Origin of the sequence: Paenibacillus hunanensis (assembly GCF_014645615.1) — a bacterium.
Classification (GTDB): Bacteria; Bacillota; Bacilli; order Paenibacillales; family Paenibacillaceae; genus Saccharibacillus; species Saccharibacillus hunanensis.
In genome coordinates this window covers 173,836-197,085 of the sequence record NZ_BMMB01000001.1, presented here as the reverse complement: position 1 = coordinate 197,085, position 23,250 = coordinate 173,836, and the positions used below count along the sequence as shown (strand labels likewise).

Below are 23,250 nucleotides of genomic sequence, written 5' to 3'. Positions count from 1 at the left end.
GATAAAAGGGGAGGAATAACGATTATGAAACGATTCGGGAAAATGAGTGCGGTACTGGCATTAACATTCTGTATGAGCGTACTGGGTGCATGTGCGAACGGTGGCAACAATCAGACAGGTGCTGCAAGTGAAGGTTCAGCAACAAAAGCAGGTACGACCATTACTCTGGGCTTCTCGCAGGTAGGCGCAGAAAGTGGCTGGCGTAGTGCCAACACCAAATCGATTCAGGATTCTGCCAAAGAAGCAGGCTACAATCTGAAATTTTCGGATGCTCAGCAAAAGCAAGAGAATCAAATCAAAGCGATCCGTTCCTTTATTCAGCAAAAGGTAGATGTGATCGCCTTCTCACCTGTAGTTGAATCAGGCTGGGATACCGTCCTGAAAGAAGCCAAGGACGCTGGCATTCCGGTCGTTCTGACTGACCGTGCAGTCGATTCCAAAGACACCTCCCTCTATGTTACTTTCCTCGGCTCTGACTTTGTAGAGGAAGGTCGTAAGGCTGGGAAATGGCTGTCCGAGCAATACAAGGATACCAAAGAAGACGTGAACATTGTTGAGCTGCAAGGCACAACCGGCTCCGCTCCAGCTAATGATCGGATGGCAGGCTTTGCCGAGGTGATCGCAGCGAATCCTCATCTCAAGGTCATCGCTTCCCAGACAGGCGACTTCACTCGTGCCAAGGGCAAAGAGGTTATGCAGGCATTCCTGAAGGCGAACAAGGATATCGATGTGCTGTATGCACATAATGACGATATGGCGCTTGGAGCGATTCAGGCAATTGAAGCAGCAGGCTTAAAGCCAGGTCAGGATATCAAAATCATCTCTGTCGATGCAGTCAAGGACGGTATGCAGGCTGCAAGTGAAGGCAAAATCAATTTTATCGTGGAATGTAATCCAATGCTTGGGCCACAGCTCATGAAAATTGTCAAAGATGTCGTCGATGGCAAATCGGTAGAGCCACGAATTGTAACAGAAGAAACGACATTCACCTCGGAGCAAGCGAAGGAAGCTTTGCCGAATCGCGCCTATTAATCCGGTTGTCCAGCTATTCATTTTGCCACTCCGGTCGCCTGGGTTGCTGCCGGAGTGTTTGATTTTAATCTCAACCTGAGGAGTGAATGCTGAAATGAACACGCAGAAGCCCTTGCTTCAGATGAAGCAGATTCATAAACGGTTTCCCGGTGTTAAAGCGCTGACCAATGTGAGTCTACGCTTGTTTCCAGGCGAGGTTCATGCACTGATGGGCGAAAATGGTGCAGGCAAATCAACGCTGATCAAGGTACTCACCGGCGTCTATTCGATCGATGAGGGCGTTGTCGAAATGGAAGGTGTGCAGGTTTCGATGCAAAGCCCGTTAGAATCACAGGCTGCCGGAATCAGTACCGTATATCAAGAGGTGAATCTGTGCCCCAATCTAACGGTGGCTGAAAATATCTTTATCGGTAGAGAGCCGAGACGATTTGGACGTATTCTGTGGAAGGAAATGAACAAGCGCGCACAGACCCTTCTGAGCGAACGCTTGAATTTGCATATCGATGTGACCGAGCCGCTCTATATGTATTCGGTGGCTGTACAGCAGCTGATAGCGATTGCCAGAGCGCTTAACATTTCAGCCAAAGTACTCATTCTGGATGAACCGACCTCCAGTCTCGACAAAAATGAAGTGCAGCAGCTATTTCGCGTCATTGAGAAATTAAAGCGCGATGGGCTAGCGATCTTATTTGTCACGCATTTTCTGGATCAAATGTATGAAATCTCGGAACGGGTAACGATTTTGCGGAATGGCGAATTTATTGGCGAGTATATGGCGAAGGAGCTGCCACGGCTTGACCTGGTACTGAAAATGATCGGCAAAGAGCTCAATCTGCTGGAGCAATTGCCACAGCTGGTGGAAGATCATGAAGCGTCTGCAAATGAAACACTCGTAACCGCAGAAGGGCTGGGGCGAAAAGGTGCAATCGAGCCGTTCGATCTGTCGATCCGTAGAGGCGAAGTCGTTGGCCTGGCAGGCTTGCTTGGTTCAGGTCGCACCGAGACGGCTCGCTTATTTTTCGGAGCGGACAAGCCGGATTCTGGCACATTAACATTCGCCGATGGCGGCTCAGGGGTGCAAACGCCGCGAGATGCTATTAATCATCGCATCGCCTTCTGCTCGGAGAATCGTAAGACAGAGGGCATTATCGGAGACCTGAGCGTAAGGGAAAATATCATTCTGGCCTTGCAGGCGAAGCAGGGGATGTTTCGTACTATTTCGCGCAAGCAGCAGGAGCAATATGCAGATGAATATATTCGCATGCTGAATATCAATCCTCCTAACCCGGAGCATCTGATCAAAAACCTGAGCGGTGGTAATCAGCAGAAGGTGCTACTCGCTCGCTGGCTACTCACCTCTCCGCAGCTATTCATTCTCGATGAACCGACACGCGGCATCGATATCGGCGCCAAGGCAGAAATTCAGAAGCTGGTGCTCTCTCTATCACGTCAGGGAATGTCATTTCTATTCATTTCCTCGGAGCTGGAGGAAGTGCTGCGCGTAAGCGATCGCGTCGCCATCCTGCGTGATCGTCATAAAGTAACCGAGCTTACAGATACGAATATGAGCCAGCAGCAAATTATGCAGGCGATCGCAGGAGGTTAAGCAGGATATGAGCAAAATCTATAAACACCATCTATTCTGGCCGCTATGCGTGCTGGCTGCACTGCTGCTATTCAATCTACTTTATTCGCCCGATTTCTTTTCCATTACGATGCATGACGGTCATTTGTACGGTAGCTTGATCGATATTCTTAATTTTGGTGCTCCGCTTATGCTGGTCGCGATTGGGATGACGCTTGTCGTGGCTACGAAGGGAATTGACCTTTCGGTTGGCTCGATCGTAGCGATATCGGGCGCGATTGCCTGCCTGACCATCAGCAAAGGCACGGATCAGAATGCGCTCGGATTAGTCACCTTTTCAATTCTGCTAGCTGTAGGTCTATCAATTATTCTGGGTGCATGGAACGGTCTGCTCGTATCGGTTGCCGGCATTCAGCCGATTATCGCCACGCTCATCCTGATGGTTGCTGGGCGCGGAATTGCACAGCTTGTCACCGATGGGCAGATTATTACGGTAACGAGCACTAGCTATTCGTATATCGGCTCTGGCTCGTTGGCTACACTACCCTTTTCCATATTCGTTGTAGCAATAGCACTTGTCATTGCACTGCTGTTAACCCGCAAAACCTCGCTAGGCTTGTTTATCGAATCGGTTGGCTGTAATCCCACTGCCAGTCGGATGGCGGGAATCCGGGCGACTGTAGTTATTTTCGCGGTTTATATCTTTTGCGGTGTGTGCGCCGGGGTTGCTGGCTTGCTGCTCAGCTCCAATGTATCCAGCGCAGATGGCAACAATGCAGGGCTATGGTATGAGCTGGATGCGATTCTAGCGGTCGTTATCGGTGGAACCTCGTTGAATGGTGGACGCTTCTATCTCGCTGGTACCGTCATCGGCGCATTGATTATCCAAACGCTGACCACAACGATCTATATGATCGGTGTTCCACCCGAGATTACACTCGTCGTGAAAGCCTTTGTCGTATTAGCCGTCTGTCTAATCCAATCCGAGACGTTCCGCTCGTCCATCGTCTATCGCAGGCACAAAAGACAGGATACAATGAAAAAGGAGGTTGCCCGTCGTGTCTCTTAATCGCAAATACATTCCGATCGTCGTCACGATCATGCTATTTCTCGTCATGTTCGCAGTGGGTTCTTTTCGATATACCGGGTTCTTCTCGTTTCAAGTCCTGATGAACCTGCTGATCGACAATGCGTTTTTGCTGATCACCGCTGTCGGTATGTCGTTCGTTATTTTATCAGGTGGCATTGATCTATCGGTTGGCTCGATCATTGCACTCTCCACGATGATCTCCGCCAGTCTCGTTCAGCAGCATGGATGGTCACCAGCGATCGTTATTCCGCTCGTACTGATGATGGGCGCAGGCTTTGGCAGTGCGATGGGCGCGATTATTCACTATTTTAAAATTCAGCCGTTTATCGTGACGCTGGCAGGTATGTTCATGGCTAGAGGTCTATGCTATGTGATCAGTATCGATACGATCACAATCGATCATCCATTTTATACAACGATGGCACAGACGAAAATTCCTTTACCGGGCGGTAATTCCCTATCGATCAGCGCTGTAATCGCCTTGATCGTGGTTGTGATCGCAATCTATGTCGCTCACTACACTCGCTTCGGTCGCAATGTGTATGCGCTCGGTGGCAATGAGCAGTCTTCACTACTGATGGGACTTCCTGTAGCACGTACGAAAATTTTAGTTTATACTCTGAGTGGATTCTGTTCAGCACTTGCGGGCGTGGTGTTCACGTTCTATATGCTGTCAGGCTACGGACTGCATGCAGTCGGCTTTGAGCTGGATACGATTGCTGCTGTCGTGATCGGCGGTACGCTGCTGACAGGCGGCGTAGGGTATCTGCTGGGAACGTTCTTCGGTGTTATGATTCAGGGCATCATTCAGACCATTATTAGCTTTGAAGGTACATTAAGCTCCTGGTGGACGAAGATTGCGATTGGCTTGCTGTTATTTGTTTTCATTTTGCTACAGCGTATGTTAAGTGCCAAACGCTCGGCACAGAAGCAAGTATAGATTAAGGTACGATATTTTGCTTTGCAAAAATCATTTTTTATTGAACCTCGTTTTAGGAGAGCGCTAACACTTAGCAGTAAACATTGGGAAACAAACAGGTAAGTGTGTTTCCCAATGTTTTATTTCTATGATTTTGTTGTATTCTATTCTGTTCAAATGAGAGCGTTATCATTATAGAGGGGGCTCGGTATGAAATGGGTGAAGTGGTGTCTGCTGCTTGTGCTGCTACTATCCGGCTGTGATGGAGGAAGCCAGCAATCCAAGTCAACGACGATTTCAGCGGATGAAGTATCTGTCGTTACTGATTATGATTCGTCGATCCAGCCGACAGCGACGAAGCCGATTGTGCTAGGGTTTTCTCAGTTGGGCTCGGAGAGTACGTGGCGAGAAGCGAACACCACCTCCATCAAGGAAGCGGCGAAAGAAGCGAATATTACATTGATTATGACGAATGCAGAGCAGGATCAGAAGAAGCAATTTGAGGCGATTCGTTCCTTTATTCGACGGGATGTGGATATTATCGCGATTGCGCCGGTCGTTCAAACCGGCTGGGAAGGTATTCTCAAGGAAGCTAGAGCTGCTGACATTCCGGTTATCATCATTGATCGCTCGCTACATGTCAACGACAGCTCGTTATATGTGACCTTCATCGGATCTAACTTTTATGAGGAAGGCGTCAAAGCATCCAAGTACATGATCGATCGCATGCGTCATCAACCGGGCAAGATTCGGATCGCCGAGCTGCAAGGCACCGTCAGCTCCACCCCTTCGATCAATCGTGGCTTAGGATTTTGGCAAATGCTTGAGGCTCATCCTCGCTTCCAAATTACACAATCAAAGCCAGGAAACTTCACCCAGAGTGGCGGCAAACAAGCGATGCAGGAGTTTTTGCGACAGCCTCGCAAGGACTGGCCTCAAGTGCTATTCGCCCATAATGACGATATGGCGATCGGAGCGATTGAAGCGATTCAGGAGGTCGGCTTGAAGCCCGGTAGTGACATTATTATTATCTCTGTAGATGGCACACGCCGCGCATTTGAGCAAATGGTGCAGGGACATATTAATGCTGTCGTGGAGTGTAATCCACTGCTCGGCCCGCTCGTGATGCAGGCAGCCAAAGAAATTATGGCGGGACGCACTCTGCCCAAACGGATGATCACACCGGAGGATATTTTCACCCAGGAGCTGGCTGCCCGGGAATTGGAAAATCGGAAATATTAGTAGGCGATGTTCGCCGTTCTGGAAGTGAGGCTGCTGTGTCTGGCAGATGCTTTTTCCGAGCTTTTTCTACATGTGGATGCCGTCGAATCCCCTCTATCTTCGTATATCCTCTTCTATGTTCTATATGTACAAATAATAAAGCAGATGATCCCCTCTATTGGAGTGAGGGATCATCTGCTTTTATGTTTATATGAGTAGGGATAAACGATAATTATGCAGATTCGCGCAGTGGAGCCGTTGTCTGCTTGAGCCAGCTTGTACGCCATTTACTTTGCATCATGGTCAGCAAACCGAGCGCGCAGAAAGCCACAACTCCCAGCACGATAAAGCCTGGCGTATAGGAGCCTGTCGATTTGTACAGATTACCGAGAATGAGCGGCAACGCATAGCCACCGAGTCCACCTGCTGCACCGACGATGCCTGTGACCAGACCGATCTCATTGGAGAAGCGCTGTGGCACGAGCTGGAATACTGAGCCATTGCCTGCACCCAGACACATCATGCCGACAAACAGAAGCGAGACAACAATCGCCAGTGGTGGTAAAAAGGACACACAGATCAGCATCGCCCCTGCACCGCCGTACAGATACATCAGCATGCGCGTACCGCCGATCTTATCTGCCAGATAACCGCCTACCGGACGGAAGAAGCTGCCCGCAATCACACAGATGGTGGCGATATCTGCCGCATGTACCGCAGACAAACCATATTGAGCATTGAAGAAAATCGTCAAATAATTTGCCAACCCTACAAAACCACCAAAGGTTACACAATAAAAGGCACAGAACACCCAGGCATCGCGTTGCTTCAGCACGGATGCGTATTGTGCCATCGTCTTCGGTGCCGGACGATTCGGGCTATTTTTCGCAAAAATACTGAAGTAGATAAACACGATAATCATCGGAATCATCGCCAGACCAAATACAATCTCCCAGCTACCGAAGTGCTGTGCAATCCGATTCGCAAACAACGTCGCGATTACGGTTCCGCTATTACCCGCACCTGCAATTCCCATCGCCAGCCCCTGATGCTCCTTCGGATACCACTGACTCGCGAGCGGCAATGCTGCCGCAAACGAAGCGCCAGCGATACCGAGCAGCATCGCAACGACATACAGCTGATCCAGCGATTGCACCCACTGCCAGCCGAGTAAAAGCGGTACGAGAGTGAGTAGCATTCCGATCTGTGCTGTGCGTTTGGGTCCGATATAGTCCGACAGAAAGCCGAGCACCAGCCGCAGAATCGAACCGCCCAGCACGGGCAATGCTACAAGCTGTGCCTTCTGCACCGGGTCCATCGGATAATCCTGAGCAATCACTACACTCAGCGGCCCGATCATGCCCCAGATCATAAAGCTGATGTCAAAATACAAAAACGATCCGAACAACGTAGGCTTATGCCCGCTCTTCCAAAAACTTTTTGCCTCCATCCATCCCACTCCTCTTTGTCTTGGCGATGATTCATAAGCGCTGATGGAGCTGGATCGCACAACCAACCGCTATCCAGTCCATCCATATCCGCAAAAAAGCCGCAATTCACCCTGAAGTTCAGAGCGAGATTGCGGCATCTTTGCCTGCAACAACCACATCATTGTGATTATTGGTGTGAGCTTATGAATCACCGAACAGTGAATTTGATTCAAATTATAGGAATAAATTCATAATGTGTCAACTTATTTAACCTATAAAAAATAAATAAATATTTTACGTTATATTAATTAACATTAAATTATGAATATACGTTATACATATGATTGCGATATTCCGTTGGACTCAGACCTGTGTAACGTTTGAACATACGGCTGAAATGTTCAGGCGATTCATAGCCAATCTCGTATGCAATCTCATCCCTTTTTTTACTCGTTGTGCATAGCAAGTGCTTGGCTAAGTCGATCCGAAGCTCGGTAATATACTCCCATAACGTCTGATTCATTCGACGGCGAAAGATTAAGCTCAGATAGCCTGTACTAAAATGAATGTCTTTAGCGATGTCGTGTACCTGAAGATTGGAACGCCGATAATGACGATGAATATAGGCTAAAATACGTTCAAATATCATATATTCTGCACGGCGATATTTCCACTGTTCATACACGATGCACACATCCTCTCTACACAATATATAAAACGGGCTTTATTCACATAAAGACGGCTTAACACTACCTCGACTAATGAAATGCTTACACTCCAGGTTATTGTAGGTCAAAAATAGCCTTAAACGTTTTGCCTTTCGCTTTGTTTACATTCACTGTAAACTGAATCGTTGGACTGGATGAATCCACTGTAATGCCTGTATCGACTATAGACTTGACCGCAGCACGATTGATTTGCACCCTGATCGTTCCTGTATTGGATTGCGTTGGATCACTGACCGAAACATACAGCTTGTTTGCTTTCTCCTGGATCATCACCGATGCTTTTTTGTTCACGGTCAGTCCATCTACTGTCTGTATCGTATCCGTCCAAAAGTTAGCGCCGAGTAGATTTAACGTCTTTTCCTTTACGGCTTGAACTGCACTAGAATTGGCACGTACCTCAATATCAGGCTGTGCCGCATAACTTGCCATCTGAGCAGCTGATTTGCCCGGTAATACAACATATTGATAGCTCGCATCAATTGGATTACTGCCTTGATTCATCCATAGTGTCATGTAATTGCGCGTAATGGCGGTTGCTGGCGACTCGGGACGTGAATTGATCTGTTTCCAGTTGCCTGTACGTGCTTCTCGCTTCGCCTGTAATGTCGTTGCTACTGGGAAATAATAACCGATACTAGCCCCCGGCAGATTGCTGCCAAGGTGTGCCCAGTTCACATTCGTCAGCGATTCATTCCAGCCCAGTGTTGGCGCATACACCTGTCCATTGACAGTAAAGCTATTATTTCCCTGTGCATTGAGCTTCCGATTTTCCACGATCGTCTCAATTGGAGCATTATCGGTACTTTGAATACCTGCACCGAGCGCAACCAACTCATCATCGAACATAAACCATGATTTCCGAGCTTTTAATGTATGATCGGAATATTGCAGATCCATACCAGATATTCCATATTGATCGTTCAGACTCGTGCCGCCTGTCCATGTATTCACACTTGTATGCCGGGTAGCAGGTTGCTGAGATACAACCGTTGTTCCTGGCAAACGGTACGCATCAACGGTCGGCCAATAATCATCGCTGTATTGCGCTAGATCGCTGTTATATAGACTTGTCATTCCGGTAGAGGTATACCATGCTTTTCCGTTCTCACTATTAATCGCTTCATAGCTAGCAATTCGATTTGAATACATGGCGAGTCCCCACGTATAGTTCCCCTGCTGCTGAATCGCTCGATCCATCGCACTGAACTGTTTATACAGAATCAGATTGCTGGCTGGAGCAATCGACGTATCATTCATTAGAGCCTTCGCACGCACAATAATGGGAATAGGAGCATCCTGGTAATACGATAAATACGTATCATTGGTCATCCACGCTTTGAGCATACGGCGAAAATCCTGTGCCTTCGCTTCGGGTGCAACCTCGGTCAACAATAAAATACTATTCATCACCCGATGTCCAGCCACATGATCCTGCTGGTACGAACGGGAAATTTCTCTGCCTCGCACCATATCCATAATCGCCCCATTGTACATGAGCGGTTGATACGAATTATAGACCCAGTCCCACACATTCGACTGTAACGGATCTGTAACTTGCCAGTTCGATCCATGGAGCAATGTCATTAATGTGCTCACCGACGAGAGTAGATCAATCCCATATCCACCTGTATAGGGGATATTGGCGTGCTGAATAAATGAACCATCTGTATAAAATCCATCGCCTGTCACCGCGTATTGAAAAATAGCAGATAATCCATCACGGGCACTTTCAATTTTGGCGCTATCCTTCACAAGAATGCCTCGAATCGCTACGACCATCGCTTTCCATGCTCGGTTGGCTCCGGTTAAAGTGACTGTTGGCGAGAAGTGCTCCACACCACTCATATAATTGGTAATCTGCGTGCTACTCAAATCGTCATACATGAGCACAACAGCATCATTCAGCTGTAGCGGAATACCGATCTGCCAATCCCACCAGTTGCTCGTCCCGCTCGGTGTCGTTGTCACATTTTCGTTATAGCGCGTGCTGTACATATAATCTAATCCATTCACAATATCCGATTGGAGGTTCGCATTACCATATACAGACGTACCAACCGTCGAATACGCAAGCGCCATTACCTTTAATCGTTCATAAGAGGTACGAATCTGTGCTGAATTGCCTACACCAGACGCATCTTTCCACAAATATGTCCGACCTGTCACCGTGCTCATCGACTTCCAATAGCTATCGGCAGTGAGCGATAGCTTGGATAGCGCCTGCGCCAGATCAGGATCACTTGTAGACAGATTATTCCCTCCAGTCAGCATCGCACGATGTTTTTCACGTAATTGGTCGAAGGCGTCTGCTGCGTATGTTTTTGGTGCAGTGATGCCGATACTGGTGAACAGCAAAATGAGGCAAAGGAACATATAACTCATTTTGATACGATTACTTTTTTCATTGGCTATGTTCATGTTCTTTCACTCCTTGGATTGAGATTAAGTAAACCAAACAGATAGGGATACATCATCGTTATGTCTTAATACATCATGGTGTGTGAATGACGCAACCTCTATGCTGATGAAGTACAATTCATTTTCATTTTCAAAAGGAGGATTATGGATGATATTTAACAAGCAGATGAGGCAGCGCTTTAAAAGATTATCAATGATCAGCATGGTCATGATACTGATCGTATCCAGTGTAGCGCTGACACCAGGAAAGCAACAGATTGCTAAGGCAGAACCTTCTATTCAAGTAGTAGTCAGTCAAGCCGGATACAGTGCCTCAGATTACAAAAATGCACTGGTCGTATCCGACACCGTTTTAACCGATACGTATTACCAAATTGTAAGCGCTACAAATGCAGTCTATTCCGGTACCATGACGAACGAGGGCTACTACTGGAACAAGTATGTGTACTCGATTGATTTCTCACAAATCACAACTCCAGGCACTAGTTATACAGTCAGGAGTAATGGAGTGTCCTCTTATTCATTCCCAATTGCAACGAATATATGGAGTAATTATCGAGATGAAATGACAGCCTTTTATCGTCTGCTGCGTTCTGGCGTATCGACAGAGGCTGCTTATCCTGCTGGCTATAGCAGTGTTGCTCCTTCTGCCAAGCTGTACCACGGTGCCGGACATCTGGACGATGCCAAATCAGCAGATGGTACGAAGCACTATGATCTGACTGGTAGCTGGTATGATGCAGGTGATTATGGAAAGTATGGAGGAAACCAGTGGGTAGGCGCTGAGATTGCGCTTGCTTATGTGCGCTATGCCAATCAGCCTGCTGTGCAATATGATAATGATCATAATCATATTCCAGATCTGATTGACGAAGCCATTTTCGGTAGCGATTACCTGGTCAAGTATGCCGATCAGCTGAATGGAGAAATGTATAATTTAAAAAATAATGCTGCCTTCATTCATCCAGAGAAAGCGACCGATAACATTCCGAATACGGCTGATGATCGTAAACTGTCTGATCTGAGCGTAGGTGGATCTGCCAAATCTGCTGGTACGCTTGCAGCTACAGCAAGGGCCATTCGAATCGCGATTGCGAACGGCGCCATTCCAGCCTCCAAGCAAGCAGATATGAATACGCTCTCAGATAAGTATGAGGCAGCTGCCATCGTCTTTTACAATTACGTAGTTGCTCATCCTGATGGACCTATTGGCTCCTATTCTACAAGAGGTGGTATTCCCAATTCGAAGCTGCTCGCTGATGTAGAGCTGTATCTGCTGACTGGTGATGCAACTTATAAGAATGCAGCTTCTGCAACGATTATGGGAATGGATGAACTGGATGTCACATCAACCAACTACTGGGATATGAGTCCACTTTCTATGGCTGAGCTATATCCGGTGGCTGACTCTGCTACCCAAACACATATCCACGATCTGCTTAAAGCACAAGTGAATTATTTCTTATCCTCTATGGACGATACGCCCTATCATGTGCTCAACCAGTTCAAAAATTTTGGTGTGAATGAACCTCATGCTTCGTATTTGGGCGATATGATGAGATATTATGAATTATTTGGTGACCAAGAGGTGCTGGATGCTGTACTCAAAGGAACGTACTGGATTTTTGGTGAAAATCCTTGGAATATTAGCTGGGTATCCGGTATAGGTAATGATTATGTCGATTTCCTGCATACCCGATTTGATGAACAAGCCAATACAGCCAGTGGTACAGGTATTGTGTTACCTGGTGCGATGGTAAGCGGCCCCAATATCAAAGATACAAAAGATAAAAATAGTGTCAGCCCCTGGTATCAGGATCGCTCTCTATTCAACGACGATACAAGTCAGTGGCGCTATAATGAATTCAGTATCAGTATTCAAGCAGGCTTGTTATACACCATTATGGGCTTAAGTGCGACTGATCGTACTCCAGTTCATTCTAGTGACGCCCCCGTTCCGTTTACCATATTTTCTCCAACGATTGGTGATCGGGTACGTGGAGAAGTGACACTATTCGCCGATACCGATCCACGACTTCGTGAAGCTCAGTATAGTCCAGCAGGTACAGCAAATGGATTTCAAGCGATGACTGTACAGGCTGATGTATACAAAGCTGTGATCGATGAAAGTAACAGCGTTCCCTACTTCAATCGCCGTGTCGATGTGCGTGCACTCGATCAACAGGGCAATCGTACCTATAGCTCCACTCATTATATGGTTGCTCCACCATTACCTGATCCTTCATCTCCGCTACTGTATGACGACTTTGGTGGTAATGGTTCATGGGGAGGCTCTTCGACAAATGCAACATGGGTGAACTGGTACAATCAAAGTCGCGGCACAGGAAGCTTTTCCAAAGTTACCGTTGATGGTCGGACAGCAGGCAAATTCTCACATGTACCTGTGACCGTGGATTCTGCCGCCAAGTTCCAGCCGTGGCATGATACGGTAGATCTGACGGGCTATCAATACTTGAATGTCACACTCAAAAATCCAGGCGCTCCTTCTGTTCGCACACGTATCGAAATTTCCGACAATAACAAAACGTATAATCTGACGGGTGGATGGATAAATGTTCCTCAAGATTGGACGAAGTTACAATTCAATCTGAACACGCTATCCCCTGCCATTGATAAGAAAAATGTAAAATTAGCGATCTGGCTCAAAGAAACTACCGTTACCAATGGTGATATGCTGGTCGATGAGATTAGCGCAAGCAATATCAAGCGCGGTTCAGCCCCAACATTGACGAAGGGTACGATCAATCAGACTTCGGGAGATTCGGATACGCCATTTACATTTGATGTGACCTATACGGATGTAGACAATGATCCACCGCTCGCAGTCGAACTCTTACTGGATGGCGTGATTCACACGATGACTGCAACCGATTCAGCAGATACAACCTACACCGATGGCAAGATATACCGATATACGACCAAGCTTTCACCAGGTCAACATTCGTATTACTTCCATACGACCGATACCTTTACCAATGCAGTCAGTACTCCTGTACAGCAGCAACCATCGGTCAATCATCCGTCAAGCTCAGATCGTGACTGACTCCATCTCATCCTTATAGCTACAATCAACTAAGATATCATTGACTTGTAGCCACATCTTTTGACAAATGAATACCGAGGCAGGTCAGATCTGTTGTCATTCATCGACTACGATCTGATCTGCTTACTGGTATACCATTCTTTCAGCGGAGAAGGTGGTGGATTCAGGCTGCCCCAGCTTGTTGCATGCTCACTCAGTCGTAGCTGTAATACGCCTCCGATGATCAATTCAGAATGTGAAATCCATGCGCGATCAAGTGGCGTATTATTCCAGATTGCTTCAGCGATATAACGCGGTTTCGTTCCGTCACCAGCCCCTATACTGCCAATAATCTCAATCATAAACGGGATCGTTGCACCCTCTTCACCAATCTGTATAATCGAAGATTGGAATAGTGGCGGTACGAGAAAATAGATATCCTGTCCCATCAGCGGATACAGTCCAATCGACGAGCAGATATAAAAGGCACTCTGACAGCCCATATCCTCATTGTCACCCAGCCCATCACGTGCCATTTGAAAATAAGTATTCAAGCATTCTCGCACACGATCTGCTGTTCGATCTGGTCGCCCTGCATATATATACAAATACGGAATATGCAGCATCGTTTCCTTGGAATAATAATGCCCTTCTTCAAAGAAGGTATCCAGATGCTTCACAAATGCCCCTGTTCCCCCATGACGCTCGATTAGACCAGCAAAATCGTGATGGGTATGAAATGACCACTGCCAGCTTGTTCCTTCATAGAAATACGGATCATTCCAACAATCCGGTAAACAAACTGCTGGATCAAATGCCTCCGCCCATGTGCCATCCGAATCTTTTGGAGCAAAGCAGCGCTGCTGCTCATTCCACAGATTCCATAGCTTTTCTGAGCTTGTATAATAGCGCTCTGCTATGTCTGGCTGACCTAGCGATTGCGCTAACCTACCAATACACCAATCCTGATAGGCATATTCCATATGACGAGAGACACTATTTTTCTTCACCTTCGTCGATACATAACCTAACGACAAATAATCATCTAGGTGCCGTCCATACATCCATGTATCCGGTGAATACTGCTCGTTATTTTTGCGCATTTGTAGTAAGGCTGCTTCATAGTCAATACCAGATAGCCCTTTGAGCTTCGCTTCATTGAGTAAAATATCAGCTGAGCTTCCACCTTGAATCATCGCGCTATGTCCAGCAATCCATGCATCTGGCAACCAGCCTGTATGGGCAGCTATATCAAGCAAGCTATTCAAAATGCCTCTTTCCAGCTCTGGATCAATTAAAGTTAGCAGCGAGTTGGCATTTCGCACGCTATCCCAAAGCGCATAAATATCAGTATATTGACGCACGCCAGATACCCATCCATCATATTCATCATCCACGCCCAGATCAGAAGGCATACACCATAGCCGAGTCAAGGAGGTGTATAGCAATCGGGTATGCCGCTCACTTCCTCCTTCTACCGTGATCCGATCCAGCTTCTGTTCCCAACGATTACGTGCCTGTTGATGAATCACATCAAATTCCGCTGACGCTTCTCTCCGTAAGCTCTCACGTGCCTTGCCGATGCTAACATAGGAGATGCCGACCTTGATCTCTACTGTTCCACATCCTGCAAAGCTAGCAACTGCCCGGCAATCCTGACCATCAATAGAACGTTGCTGCACAAACTGACCGTTCTCCACAAGCACACATGCCTTAGCTGGTTGCTGAAATTGAATCGAAAAGTACACGGAATACGGATAATCATGTCCCCAGCCTCCGCGAAAATCCGATCTCCCTACCAATTCGCAATCAGATGCCTGCTCCAGGTAACCACCAATACACAGTCCCGTCGTCTCACCCGGCTGATCACCGTCTACTTGAATCACAGAACTTGCATCTATTAACACATGAGGAATGACTCCTGGCTGAAATGTATAACGATGACAGCCCGTACGCGCGGTGCTTGTCAGCTCTACTCTAATATCATCAGGCATCAGCGTAACCCTGTAATACCCTGCTGAGGCTGTCTCGTTCTCGCGTTCATATCCTTCGGTAGGAACGCGAAGATCACCAGTGAAGGGAAGGATACCAACATTGCCGTATCTTCCCCCTCCACCTGTACCACTCACATGGGTATGACTGAACCTGATGATCGGAAGTGAACTCGCATAACCATGAGATAACTGCGGCGACGCTGTATCTGGTGATAACCGAACGATGCTATTGGGCAGATACGGCCCGCATAGACAATTGTTTTCTCCATCCACGCCGATAAAAGGATCTATCCAATCCACCTTTGCTCTATCCATCGACAATGCTCCTCCGTTCACCAAAAAATATCAGTCTTTCCCTTCAGCTTGCCTAACGCCTCTACAAAGAAATAATCACCGTAAATAATCGGTACCTCTATCTCAGCGCCCGCTGGAACACTAGCGGTTCCTCTGATAAGCAACGCTTCTTCCTGTTCATCCTCCGGTGTGTATTGTTGGAATAGCACCTGCAACGTCATGATCGCATGTTCACGATAATGCGTAGCACGTGGATCATGCTGCTGTTCAAGCAGGTAGGCAAGCTCTAATAAACCGCTTGCTGCACAAGCAGCAGCTGTAGAGTCCTTGATGTGAAGCTGTTCAGCTGGAGCACGGAAATCCCATGCGGGTACGCGCTCTATTTCCGTCTGGCTTATCCAATAATCTGCTACAGCCAGCGCCGTATCCAGATATCGCTGCTGTTCTGTATAGCGATATCCAATCGCAAAGCCGTATATTGCCCATGACGTACCACGTGACCATGCTGACTCCGGCGCGTAGCCCTGTCCTCCAAGCGCTTCTACCCGTTCACCAGTCTCTGGATCAAAGCGCACAATATGATAGACTGATCCATCAGAACGAACGAATTGCTTGATCGCCATATCACTATGCGCCATCGCCATATGTTTGAAGCGCGGATCACCGATCGTTTCACTCGCCCAGTACAGCAATCCGAGATTCATCATGCAATCAATAATGGCAAGACCTTCGCTGCCTTCGAATAACCATGCGCGTATAAACTGTCCTTTAAGATTGAAGCGACCTGCCAGATGGCTTGCCGCGATCAATGCACGACGACGAGATAATGGATTATCCGTTAATTTATAATTAGCAACAGAGGATAGACTCCATATAAAGCCATTATCATGATGAAGCTTCTCAAACTCATGCAGTAGCTCATCCAGTTGTTCCTCGCATTCTTCAGCGTGCATGCGTGCTTCTGCATCACCCGTTTCATGGAAATGCAGCCATAGCAATCCCGGCCAGAAGCCATTTGTCCAGCATTCCAGCTCACGAGCATCATATTGTCCATTAAATGAAGCGTTAGGAAAACATGCGCCAATCCGTTGTTTCATCTTGTTAAGCTTTCTGTTTGTATAGTTCCAGGCTTGATCCAGCCATTCTGTTTTCTGATTAATCATCGTTATGCTCCTTTTAATAAATTAGCCTTTGACAGCTCCAATCATTACACCTTTGACAAAATACCGCTGCACAAATGGATACACACATAAAATAGGTAAGGTGGCTACAACGATCGTCGCATATTGAAGTGTCGCGCTCACCTGTACAATCTGATCTGCTGCCGTCGTTCCCAGCATCAAGTCGGTCGAGTTGGAGATTAGAATCTCACGTAAGATCAACTGCAAGGGGAACAGTTGCCGATCTTTGAGGAATAAGGATGCGTAGAACCATCCATTCCACTTTTCCACCGTATAATATAGCGCCATAACTGCCATAACAGGCATACTGAGTGGAATAATAATACGTGCAAAGATGGTAGGATGATTCGCTCCATCAATTTTTGCCGATTCCTCCAGACTATCCGGAATCGCCAGAAAAGAGGTGCGCATTACGATCAAATTAAAGGTATTTACTGCAAATGGAATAACGAGTGACCACAGTGAATTCATTAATCCCATGCCTTTCACGACAAGATAAAATGGGATCAATCCACCTGTAAAAAACATCGTAAATACAATTAGAAAAGTGAAAAAAGGATTCCAGTATACGTTTTTGCGAGAGAGTACATACGCGGCGAGAGAGGTCACGGTCATATTCAATACCACACTCGCACAAACTACAAATAATGTATTCACATAGCCCTGCACAATGGAAGGATTAGCTAGCACCTTTGTATACGCTTCCAGATGAAAGCCATATGGAAGTAGAAGCAAGCCAGAGTGTGCCATCATCCGTGAGCCATCGCTAATCGAAGCGATCAACACATAGTATAGTGGATACGCTGTTAGCAGAACTAAAACGACCATAATCCAAATGATTACCCAATCAAACATTCGTTCAGACCATGAACGCTTCATATTTCCCCTCCTTCTGTCACTTACCAGAGGCTATTTTGACTTACTCTACGGCTAATGTAATTCGCTGCCACTAGCAAGACGAGATTTAAAACAGAATTGAAAATACCGACTGCGGCACCATAGCTCCAATTGAACTCAATTAAGCCTTTTCGATACACATATGATGAGATAATATCGGCAGTATCATAGATCGACGAATTGTATAACAAAATGACTTTTTCAAAGCCCAGATTAAACAGATTGCCCATGCGCAAGATGAGCATGATCGTGATCGTTGGAAGCAGACCTGGCAACGTAATATTTAGCATTTGTCGCCAGCGTCCGGCACCATCAATACGAGCAGCTTCATATTGCTCCTGATCAATAGAGCTTAATGCCGCAATATAAATAATAGATTCCCAGCCAAATCGCTGCCAGATTTCAGACACGACATAGATCGGGCGAAAGTAAGCCGGGTTTTGTAAAAGCGATGTATCCGTACCGCCCAGCCAGACTATAATCTGTGTGATCAAGCCGCCGCTATTCGTGAAGTCTTTTACCAGTCCGCAAATAACGATCAATGAAATAAAATAAGGCATATACGTGATCGACTGCACCCAGCGCTTGAATGTGCGATTACGTAACTCATTAATAAGCAATGCCAAAATAATCGGGGCTGGAAACTCAAAGATGAGCGTGTTCACACTAAGCAGCACCGTATTTTTGAAAATTCGCCAGAAGTACAACCCCTCAAAGAAATCCCGAAAGTTCGCCAAGCCAACCCACTCGCTACCTAGAATGCCATTCGCAGGAGAATAATCTTTAAAGGCGATGATGGTTCCATACATCGGGCCATATTGAAAAATAATATAATAAGCAAGCGCTGGTAGAATCATCAGGTATAACCAGTAATTCAGCTTGAAATCTTTGCGCAGTCGTATCGCATAACTGTCTGTGACTGAACCGCCTGTTCTGCCGCGTACTTTAGCAGGCTTGGAACGACGATATGAATTCGTATCCGATGTCTGGTTCATAACCTACTCCTTTCTTAGCTGAATGCATATCATCACTCAGCGTTTGTTATAACGATCTAACGCAGCCTGCTGAATCTCAATAGCTCGGTCAATATTCAAAACTTTTAGTTTTTGCAAAAATTCGTCGTACGAGTCAATCGGCTCCGTACCGAGTACGATTTTGATTGTCGTTTCATCAACCAGTGTATTCACTTCATTGATGATCTGTGAAAATTCTGCGCTTTCCTCTGCGGTTGGTGAAATCGGTGGCAATTGATATTTGTCTACATCTGTTTTCATCCATGTTTGTACCGCTGCTTTTTGCTGTGGTAGTGCTGCATATTGCTCATAATAGCGCTTGTCTTGGATTGTAGGACCACCTGTTGCTCGTGTATACAGCGTTAAATTTTGAGCATAATTGTCCTTAATCAAGTTCGTATACGTTGGATAACCATTCTTTATCGTATAGCTGACGCCTTCCTGACCAAAGTTGAAGAACAATGCGCCTTCCTTGCTATAACCATAGTCGAGTAACTGAACGGCTAATTCTGGATTTTTGCTATTCGGCGAGATCGCAAAGTTTCCACCTGCGGGTGCCGAGAAGTCCTTCTGTCCAAACATAGGCGTATCGCCTTTATGCAGTACAGGGTATGGCGCTCCAACCAGATCCGCCTTCGGATCTTGCGCCTTTAACGCCGCAAGCCATTTACCAATTCCACCTCCGGCTAATCCATAAGATGCGCCCGATTTGCCTGAGGTCATATTGGCATCCCGAATTTTACCGTCCACGGTAGCAATATCCTTATCCAGCAAGCCTTCGGTATACCACTGATGCATCGTCGTCAGGAAATCTTTGAAGCCTGGCTCCATAGGTCCAAATTTCACTTTACCATTTTCCATATAGAAATCTCGCTTCACACCGAATGCGCCATAAAATGCACCCGTTTGTAGATCATCGAATAATCGTGGCGTGCTGACAAAGGTTAGTGGAGCAGTCGCTCCTTTTTTTTCCTTAAATGCAGTTAGTACAGTGTGCCATTCATCAATCGTGGTTGGAACCTTCAAACCAAGCTCATCCAACCAATCTTTACGTAAAATCAAACCGCCGTATGTTTTTAGGTAATCATCGCCACGAATGAATGGAAATCCATAATACGTGCCATCATCCGTTTTGATCTGCTTATCCACTTCAGGATGTTCTTTTAAGTATTGAGTCAGATTCGGTGCATATTTGGCAAATAGATCATTCAGCTTCATAATATTGCCGTCACGGATTGCTTTCTCGGGTCCACCCGGATAGTTTTGCAGAAAGTTCCATTCGATGATGTCCGTATATTCGCCAGAAGCAAACATCATATTCAATTGTTCATTCGCCTGATTAACTGCGGGTAAGACATACTTTTCCTGTACGCCTGTACGTTTGGCCAGCTCCTGTACAAAAGGGAACTCTTCTAGCGTAGGCTTCACGGCGAGCTGCTGTGCAAATGGCGTTGAATCGGTCCAACGAGTGAGTACGACATCCGTTTGAATCGGATAGGAGCCGATCTTATGAGTCTTCGCGTAGTCTTCATCGGTTTTACCTGCTGTAGAGGATTGTCCACTTGAACAGCCCGCTAATAATAGCACGATTGACAGTAATCCCAATGCCCATGCCCGCCCTCTTTTGAATGAATGTGTCATTCTATTCCTCCTTGTTATATGGTTGAAGTAACACTTGCATTAGAGACGGATATACCGCAACTATCCGGCTTAAATGTAAGTGCTTACAATTGATATTTTGATAGATAAATCTACAATTTCATATACTCAATATGTCCAAAATGATATTCAATTTGAGGTTATAGCCCGGGAAATAGCGGATATCACAGAGTTTATGTCATATTGCGATATTGCCCGGGTGTGATGCCTTCGATCTTTTTGAATATGCGAATAAATGTATTGAGGTTCTGAAAACCAGCCTGACTCGCTAATTCCTCTAGTGGTATCCGTTCCTCACGTAATAATAGCTTCGCCTTCTCAATTCGGGTCTGATTAATATAGTCAAGTAACCCTTCACCCGTATGATCACGAAATAACTTCGATAAATAAGTCGCTTTCATATCAAATGATTCGCCGATCATCGTTATATTCAGATCTGGATTGGCATAATTACGATGTACGAACTGTCTTATTTGGTTGGCAAGCTGCTCCATATCTTCACTTCGATTTTTCTGCTTGTTCTGTTCTTGCTTTGAGGCTGTATGCATACACACATCCTCCAACATGTACAAAAGGAGTTGTTTCATCTCCTTTACCGTACTTGCCCTGGTCAATGTCTCAATGGTCTGCTGATGACGACTCAAAAATACGTCCTTGCTATCACCTGACTCAATCATACTCTTAATAAAAGTGCCGATTAGATCAAACATCAGACATTTAGCAAGCTCCAGCGGCAATACCGTCTCATGCAAATTGCGCTCTACAATATCTTCCAGCAATTCGCGTGCTTTAACAGCATCGCCCACCTTCATATCATTTAATAATTGTCGTTCAATATGCAGGGGGAAATAATAATCATGGCTTTCCTGTAGTAGACGCTTTTGAGATAACTGTTCATATATCAACATATCCACATCATCTGCCACAAATTTATATTCCATCGCCACCGTTGCTTCTCGGTAGGCTTCCGCAATCCCTTCTATACCGCGGTGAATACCACTAACTGCAATCGTTAGCTCTGCTCCATATTTTTGTTTTAAAAAAAGCTGGGCTTGTTGTATACGCGCAATTAATCGCACCATCCCCTCATCAGACTCGGAATACTGAATCAGACAAGCCGTTAACTCGTCAACTTCGGCTAGATGAACCGGGCACTCCATCGCAATCATCTCCTCTAGCACATTGCTACAGATAAAATGCAGCAGGCGATTCTGTTGCTGCTCCTCCATATCTGCTGTCTTCATATGAAAAGCAGAACTCTGCTCGATATAGATGAGTAGAACAACAAACGAATCTGCATCTTTACCAATGGCTAGCGATTCTATAATTTCTTCGGTTGTCACCTGATCGCGTTCATCTATCTTGCCCTTGAGGAGCCTTGCTATAAATCCGCTACGTAACTGACTTTGCTGTCGATTCATACGTTCGCTAATTCGATTATTTTCCAGCAGTGTATGAGATAGATGATCTTCAATCCAGATCAATTCATTACGATCCATCACACTCTGCTTGTTCACTCGTGTATTAAGCAAGCCGATCATACGATGAATCGGACGATAATTGCGCCGCAAAAATAAATACGTTAGCAATAGCCCACCTAACAAACTAACCGCTACGCCGTAATACATCAGCCGCTGAACGTCATTTGCTTCCTTACGTACGATTCGTTCAGGCACAATACTCACATAGGTTAGATCCGAATTACTGGAACGAATAAAATAATATCGTGCAGGTTCTCCGCTCTGATCGCTTTCGATATATCCTTTTTCTCCACTGAATTTCGCAAATTCCTTCTGAATGGACTGTCCTACTTGATCGGAGATAAGTGTACTGCCATCTCCGGTTAAGATCGATATTTTGCCATCACCAAAACCACGAATACCTGAAAGCGCCTTCAATATTTGTTGCTGATCGACCATTACGACAATGGAACCAGTCGCTTGATTATGCAAATCTGCTGGTAAATGACGAATAAAGGTAACATAGTGCTTGGTCAAACCAGATTCATAATGAGCAGTCGTCGTTACAAATTGTTGCCGCTTGGTTCCATGAATGAGCTCCTTCCATTGTTTAAATGATATTCCACCCCCATCATATAGATCTTGATAGGCCATCTGAGCCGATTGGGAAGTGGAAGGTCGTATCACTGTATCTGCTGGTGCCCAATAGATGAAAAAATCGTCCAGCGTTGTATATGTAGAACGAAATAGTTTTAGATTTTGAGCGACTTTATACAGCTCGTACTGATAATCGCCACGAGCAAAAGTACCCGAGTATAGTAAATTTTGTACATTCACATCACCGTAAATTTGAATGGTTAACCGCTGAATCAAATCTACGCGATTATCTACCGTCTCTTGCATTTGCTGCAATAGCGAGTCATTTGCCTTTTCGGTCTGTTGTTGTAGCGCTTTGACTGTCTCGTGGTATACCCATCCGCTAAGTAAAATAGGCAGCAATAGCACCACCATATACGATACAAACCAGGCTACGATCACACTACTGCGAAGTGTACGCCACTTTTTCAATCTCATGCATTCATCCCCTTTTTGTACAACGGGTCACATCTTCACTCGCCTACTCAAATAACTATTGTATAGGCTATTATCTCAAAAGTTCTACCATAACCTGTATTCAAAATATACAAATCAATCATCATTTTTTTGATTTCACATCCATTTTCCTATTCCGATTGGGTTTGGAGAATTGAATACGATCACCATGCAAAAAGAGATGACTCCAAATA

15 protein-coding genes are annotated in these 23,250 nt (G+C 45.9%); 6 read left to right on the top strand and 9 right to left on the bottom strand.

What is annotated here, in order from left to right:
• Positions 1-24 precede the first annotated feature (24 nt).
• The 5 genes from IEX62_RS00745 (at position 25) to IEX62_RS00725 (ending at position 5,868) form a co-directional block, all read left to right on the top strand.
• Entirely contained in the window at positions 25-1,032 is a 1,008-nt protein-coding gene (locus tag IEX62_RS00745) for an ABC transporter substrate-binding protein (RefSeq protein WP_188773502.1), read from the top strand.
• A gap of 94 nt (positions 1,033-1,126) precedes the next feature.
• Positions 1,127-2,638: a sugar ABC transporter ATP-binding protein gene (locus IEX62_RS00740; protein ID WP_188773501.1), complete on the top strand. Its 1,512-nt coding sequence runs from the start codon at positions 1,127-1,129 to the stop codon at positions 2,636-2,638.
• A 7-nt stretch (positions 2,639-2,645) separates the two neighbouring features.
• Positions 2,646-3,686 (top strand): ABC transporter permease, encoded by a 1,041-nt coding sequence (locus IEX62_RS00735; protein ID WP_188773500.1) that lies wholly within the window; start codon positions 2,646-2,648, stop codon positions 3,684-3,686.
• Positions 3,676-4,647, top strand: coding sequence for a galactofuranose ABC transporter, permease protein YjfF (gene yjfF, locus IEX62_RS00730; RefSeq protein ID WP_188773499.1), 972 nt, complete (start codon positions 3,676-3,678; stop codon positions 4,645-4,647). The genes IEX62_RS00735 and yjfF overlap by 11 nt, the downstream gene beginning before the upstream one ends.
• Before the next feature lie 189 nt (positions 4,648-4,836).
• Positions 4,837-5,868 (top strand): ABC transporter substrate-binding protein, encoded by a 1,032-nt coding sequence (locus IEX62_RS00725; RefSeq protein WP_188773498.1) that lies wholly within the window; start codon positions 4,837-4,839, stop codon positions 5,866-5,868.
• A 211-nt stretch (positions 5,869-6,079) separates the two neighbouring features.
• On the opposite strand, the gene IEX62_RS00720 is transcribed toward IEX62_RS00725, so the two are convergent.
• The 3 genes from IEX62_RS00720 to IEX62_RS00710 all read right to left on the bottom strand — a co-directional run bounded on the left by IEX62_RS00720 (position 6,080) and on the right by IEX62_RS00710 (position 10,423).
• Positions 6,080-7,297: a nitrate/nitrite transporter gene (locus IEX62_RS00720; RefSeq protein ID WP_188773497.1), complete on the bottom strand. Its 1,218-nt coding sequence runs from the start codon at positions 7,295-7,297 to the stop codon at positions 6,080-6,082.
• Between the two features lie 299 nt (positions 7,298-7,596).
• On the bottom strand, positions 7,597-7,962 hold the full coding sequence (locus tag IEX62_RS00715; RefSeq protein WP_188773496.1) for a helix-turn-helix domain-containing protein: 366 nt from the start codon (positions 7,960-7,962) through the stop codon (positions 7,597-7,599).
• Positions 7,963-8,059: 97 nt separating this feature from the next.
• Positions 8,060-10,423, bottom strand: coding sequence for a polysaccharide lyase 8 family protein (locus IEX62_RS00710; RefSeq protein ID WP_188773495.1), 2,364 nt, complete (start codon positions 10,421-10,423; stop codon positions 8,060-8,062).
• A 148-nt stretch (positions 10,424-10,571) separates the two neighbouring features.
• On the opposite strand from IEX62_RS00710, the gene IEX62_RS00705 reads away from it, so the two are divergent.
• Positions 10,572-13,487: a glycoside hydrolase family 9 protein gene (locus IEX62_RS00705; RefSeq protein ID WP_188773494.1), complete on the top strand. Its 2,916-nt coding sequence runs from the start codon at positions 10,572-10,574 to the stop codon at positions 13,485-13,487.
• A gap of 107 nt (positions 13,488-13,594) precedes the next feature.
• Here IEX62_RS00705 and IEX62_RS00700 read toward each other — a convergent pair whose 3' ends face one another.
• The 6 genes from IEX62_RS00700 to IEX62_RS00675 form a co-directional block, all read right to left on the bottom strand.
• On the bottom strand, positions 13,595-15,775 hold the full coding sequence (locus IEX62_RS00700) for a GH92 family glycosyl hydrolase (RefSeq protein WP_188773493.1): 2,181 nt from the start codon (positions 15,773-15,775) through the stop codon (positions 13,595-13,597).
• A gap of 17 nt (positions 15,776-15,792) precedes the next feature.
• A complete protein-coding gene (locus tag IEX62_RS00695; protein WP_188773492.1) occupies positions 15,793-16,917 on the bottom strand; it encodes a glycoside hydrolase family protein in 1,125 nt (374 codons plus the stop codon).
• A 21-nt stretch (positions 16,918-16,938) separates the two neighbouring features.
• The gene (locus IEX62_RS00690) at positions 16,939-17,814 is read right to left on the bottom strand and encodes a carbohydrate ABC transporter permease (protein ID WP_188773491.1); all 876 of its coding nucleotides are present in this window, start codon (positions 17,812-17,814) and stop codon (positions 16,939-16,941) included.
• 20 nt (positions 17,815-17,834) lie between these two features.
• On the bottom strand, positions 17,835-18,689 hold the full coding sequence (locus IEX62_RS00685; protein ID WP_229685580.1) for an ABC transporter permease: 855 nt from the start codon (positions 18,687-18,689) through the stop codon (positions 17,835-17,837).
• A gap of 174 nt (positions 18,690-18,863) precedes the next feature.
• A complete protein-coding gene (locus IEX62_RS00680) occupies positions 18,864-20,486 on the bottom strand; it encodes an extracellular solute-binding protein (RefSeq protein WP_188773489.1) in 1,623 nt (540 codons plus the stop codon).
• Between the two features lie 191 nt (positions 20,487-20,677).
• Positions 20,678-23,038, bottom strand: coding sequence for a response regulator transcription factor (locus IEX62_RS00675; protein WP_188773488.1), 2,361 nt, complete (start codon positions 23,036-23,038; stop codon positions 20,678-20,680).
• Between the last annotated feature and the right edge of the window lie 212 nt (positions 23,039-23,250).

Bases quoted from the DNA above. Each gene is read 5' to 3' on its own strand.
- IEX62_RS00740 (WP_188773501.1), top strand. From the start codon at position 1,127: ATGAACACGCAGAAGCCCTTGCTTCAGATGAAGCAGATTCATAAACGG.
- IEX62_RS00725 (WP_188773498.1), top strand. From the start codon at position 4,837: ATGAAATGGGTGAAGTGGTGTCTGCTGCTTGTGCTGCTACTATCCGGC.
- IEX62_RS00695 (WP_188773492.1), bottom strand. From the start codon at position 16,917: ATGATTAATCAGAAAACAGAATGGCTGGATCAAGCCTGGAACTATACA.
- IEX62_RS00705 (WP_188773494.1), top strand. From the start codon at position 10,572: ATGATATTTAACAAGCAGATGAGGCAGCGCTTTAAAAGATTATCAATG.
- IEX62_RS00685 (WP_229685580.1), bottom strand. From the start codon at position 18,689: ATGATTCTACCAGCGCTTGCTTATTATATTATTTTTCAATATGGCCCG.
- IEX62_RS00735 (WP_188773500.1), top strand. From the start codon at position 2,646: ATGAGCAAAATCTATAAACACCATCTATTCTGGCCGCTATGCGTGCTG.
- IEX62_RS00680 (WP_188773489.1), bottom strand. From the start codon at position 20,486: ATGACACATTCATTCAAAAGAGGGCGGGCATGGGCATTGGGATTACTG.
- IEX62_RS00710 (WP_188773495.1), bottom strand. From the start codon at position 10,423: ATGAACATAGCCAATGAAAAAAGTAATCGTATCAAAATGAGTTATATG.
- IEX62_RS00700 (WP_188773493.1), bottom strand. From the start codon at position 15,775: ATGGATAGAGCAAAGGTGGATTGGATAGATCCTTTTATCGGCGTGGAT.
- IEX62_RS00720 (WP_188773497.1), bottom strand. From the start codon at position 7,297: ATGGAGGCAAAAAGTTTTTGGAAGAGCGGGCATAAGCCTACGTTGTTC.
- IEX62_RS00675 (WP_188773488.1), bottom strand. From the start codon at position 23,038: ATGAGATTGAAAAAGTGGCGTACACTTCGCAGTAGTGTGATCGTAGCC.
- IEX62_RS00745 (WP_188773502.1), top strand. From the start codon at position 25: ATGAAACGATTCGGGAAAATGAGTGCGGTACTGGCATTAACATTCTGT.
- IEX62_RS00690 (WP_188773491.1), bottom strand. From the start codon at position 17,814: ATGAAGCGTTCATGGTCTGAACGAATGTTTGATTGGGTAATCATTTGG.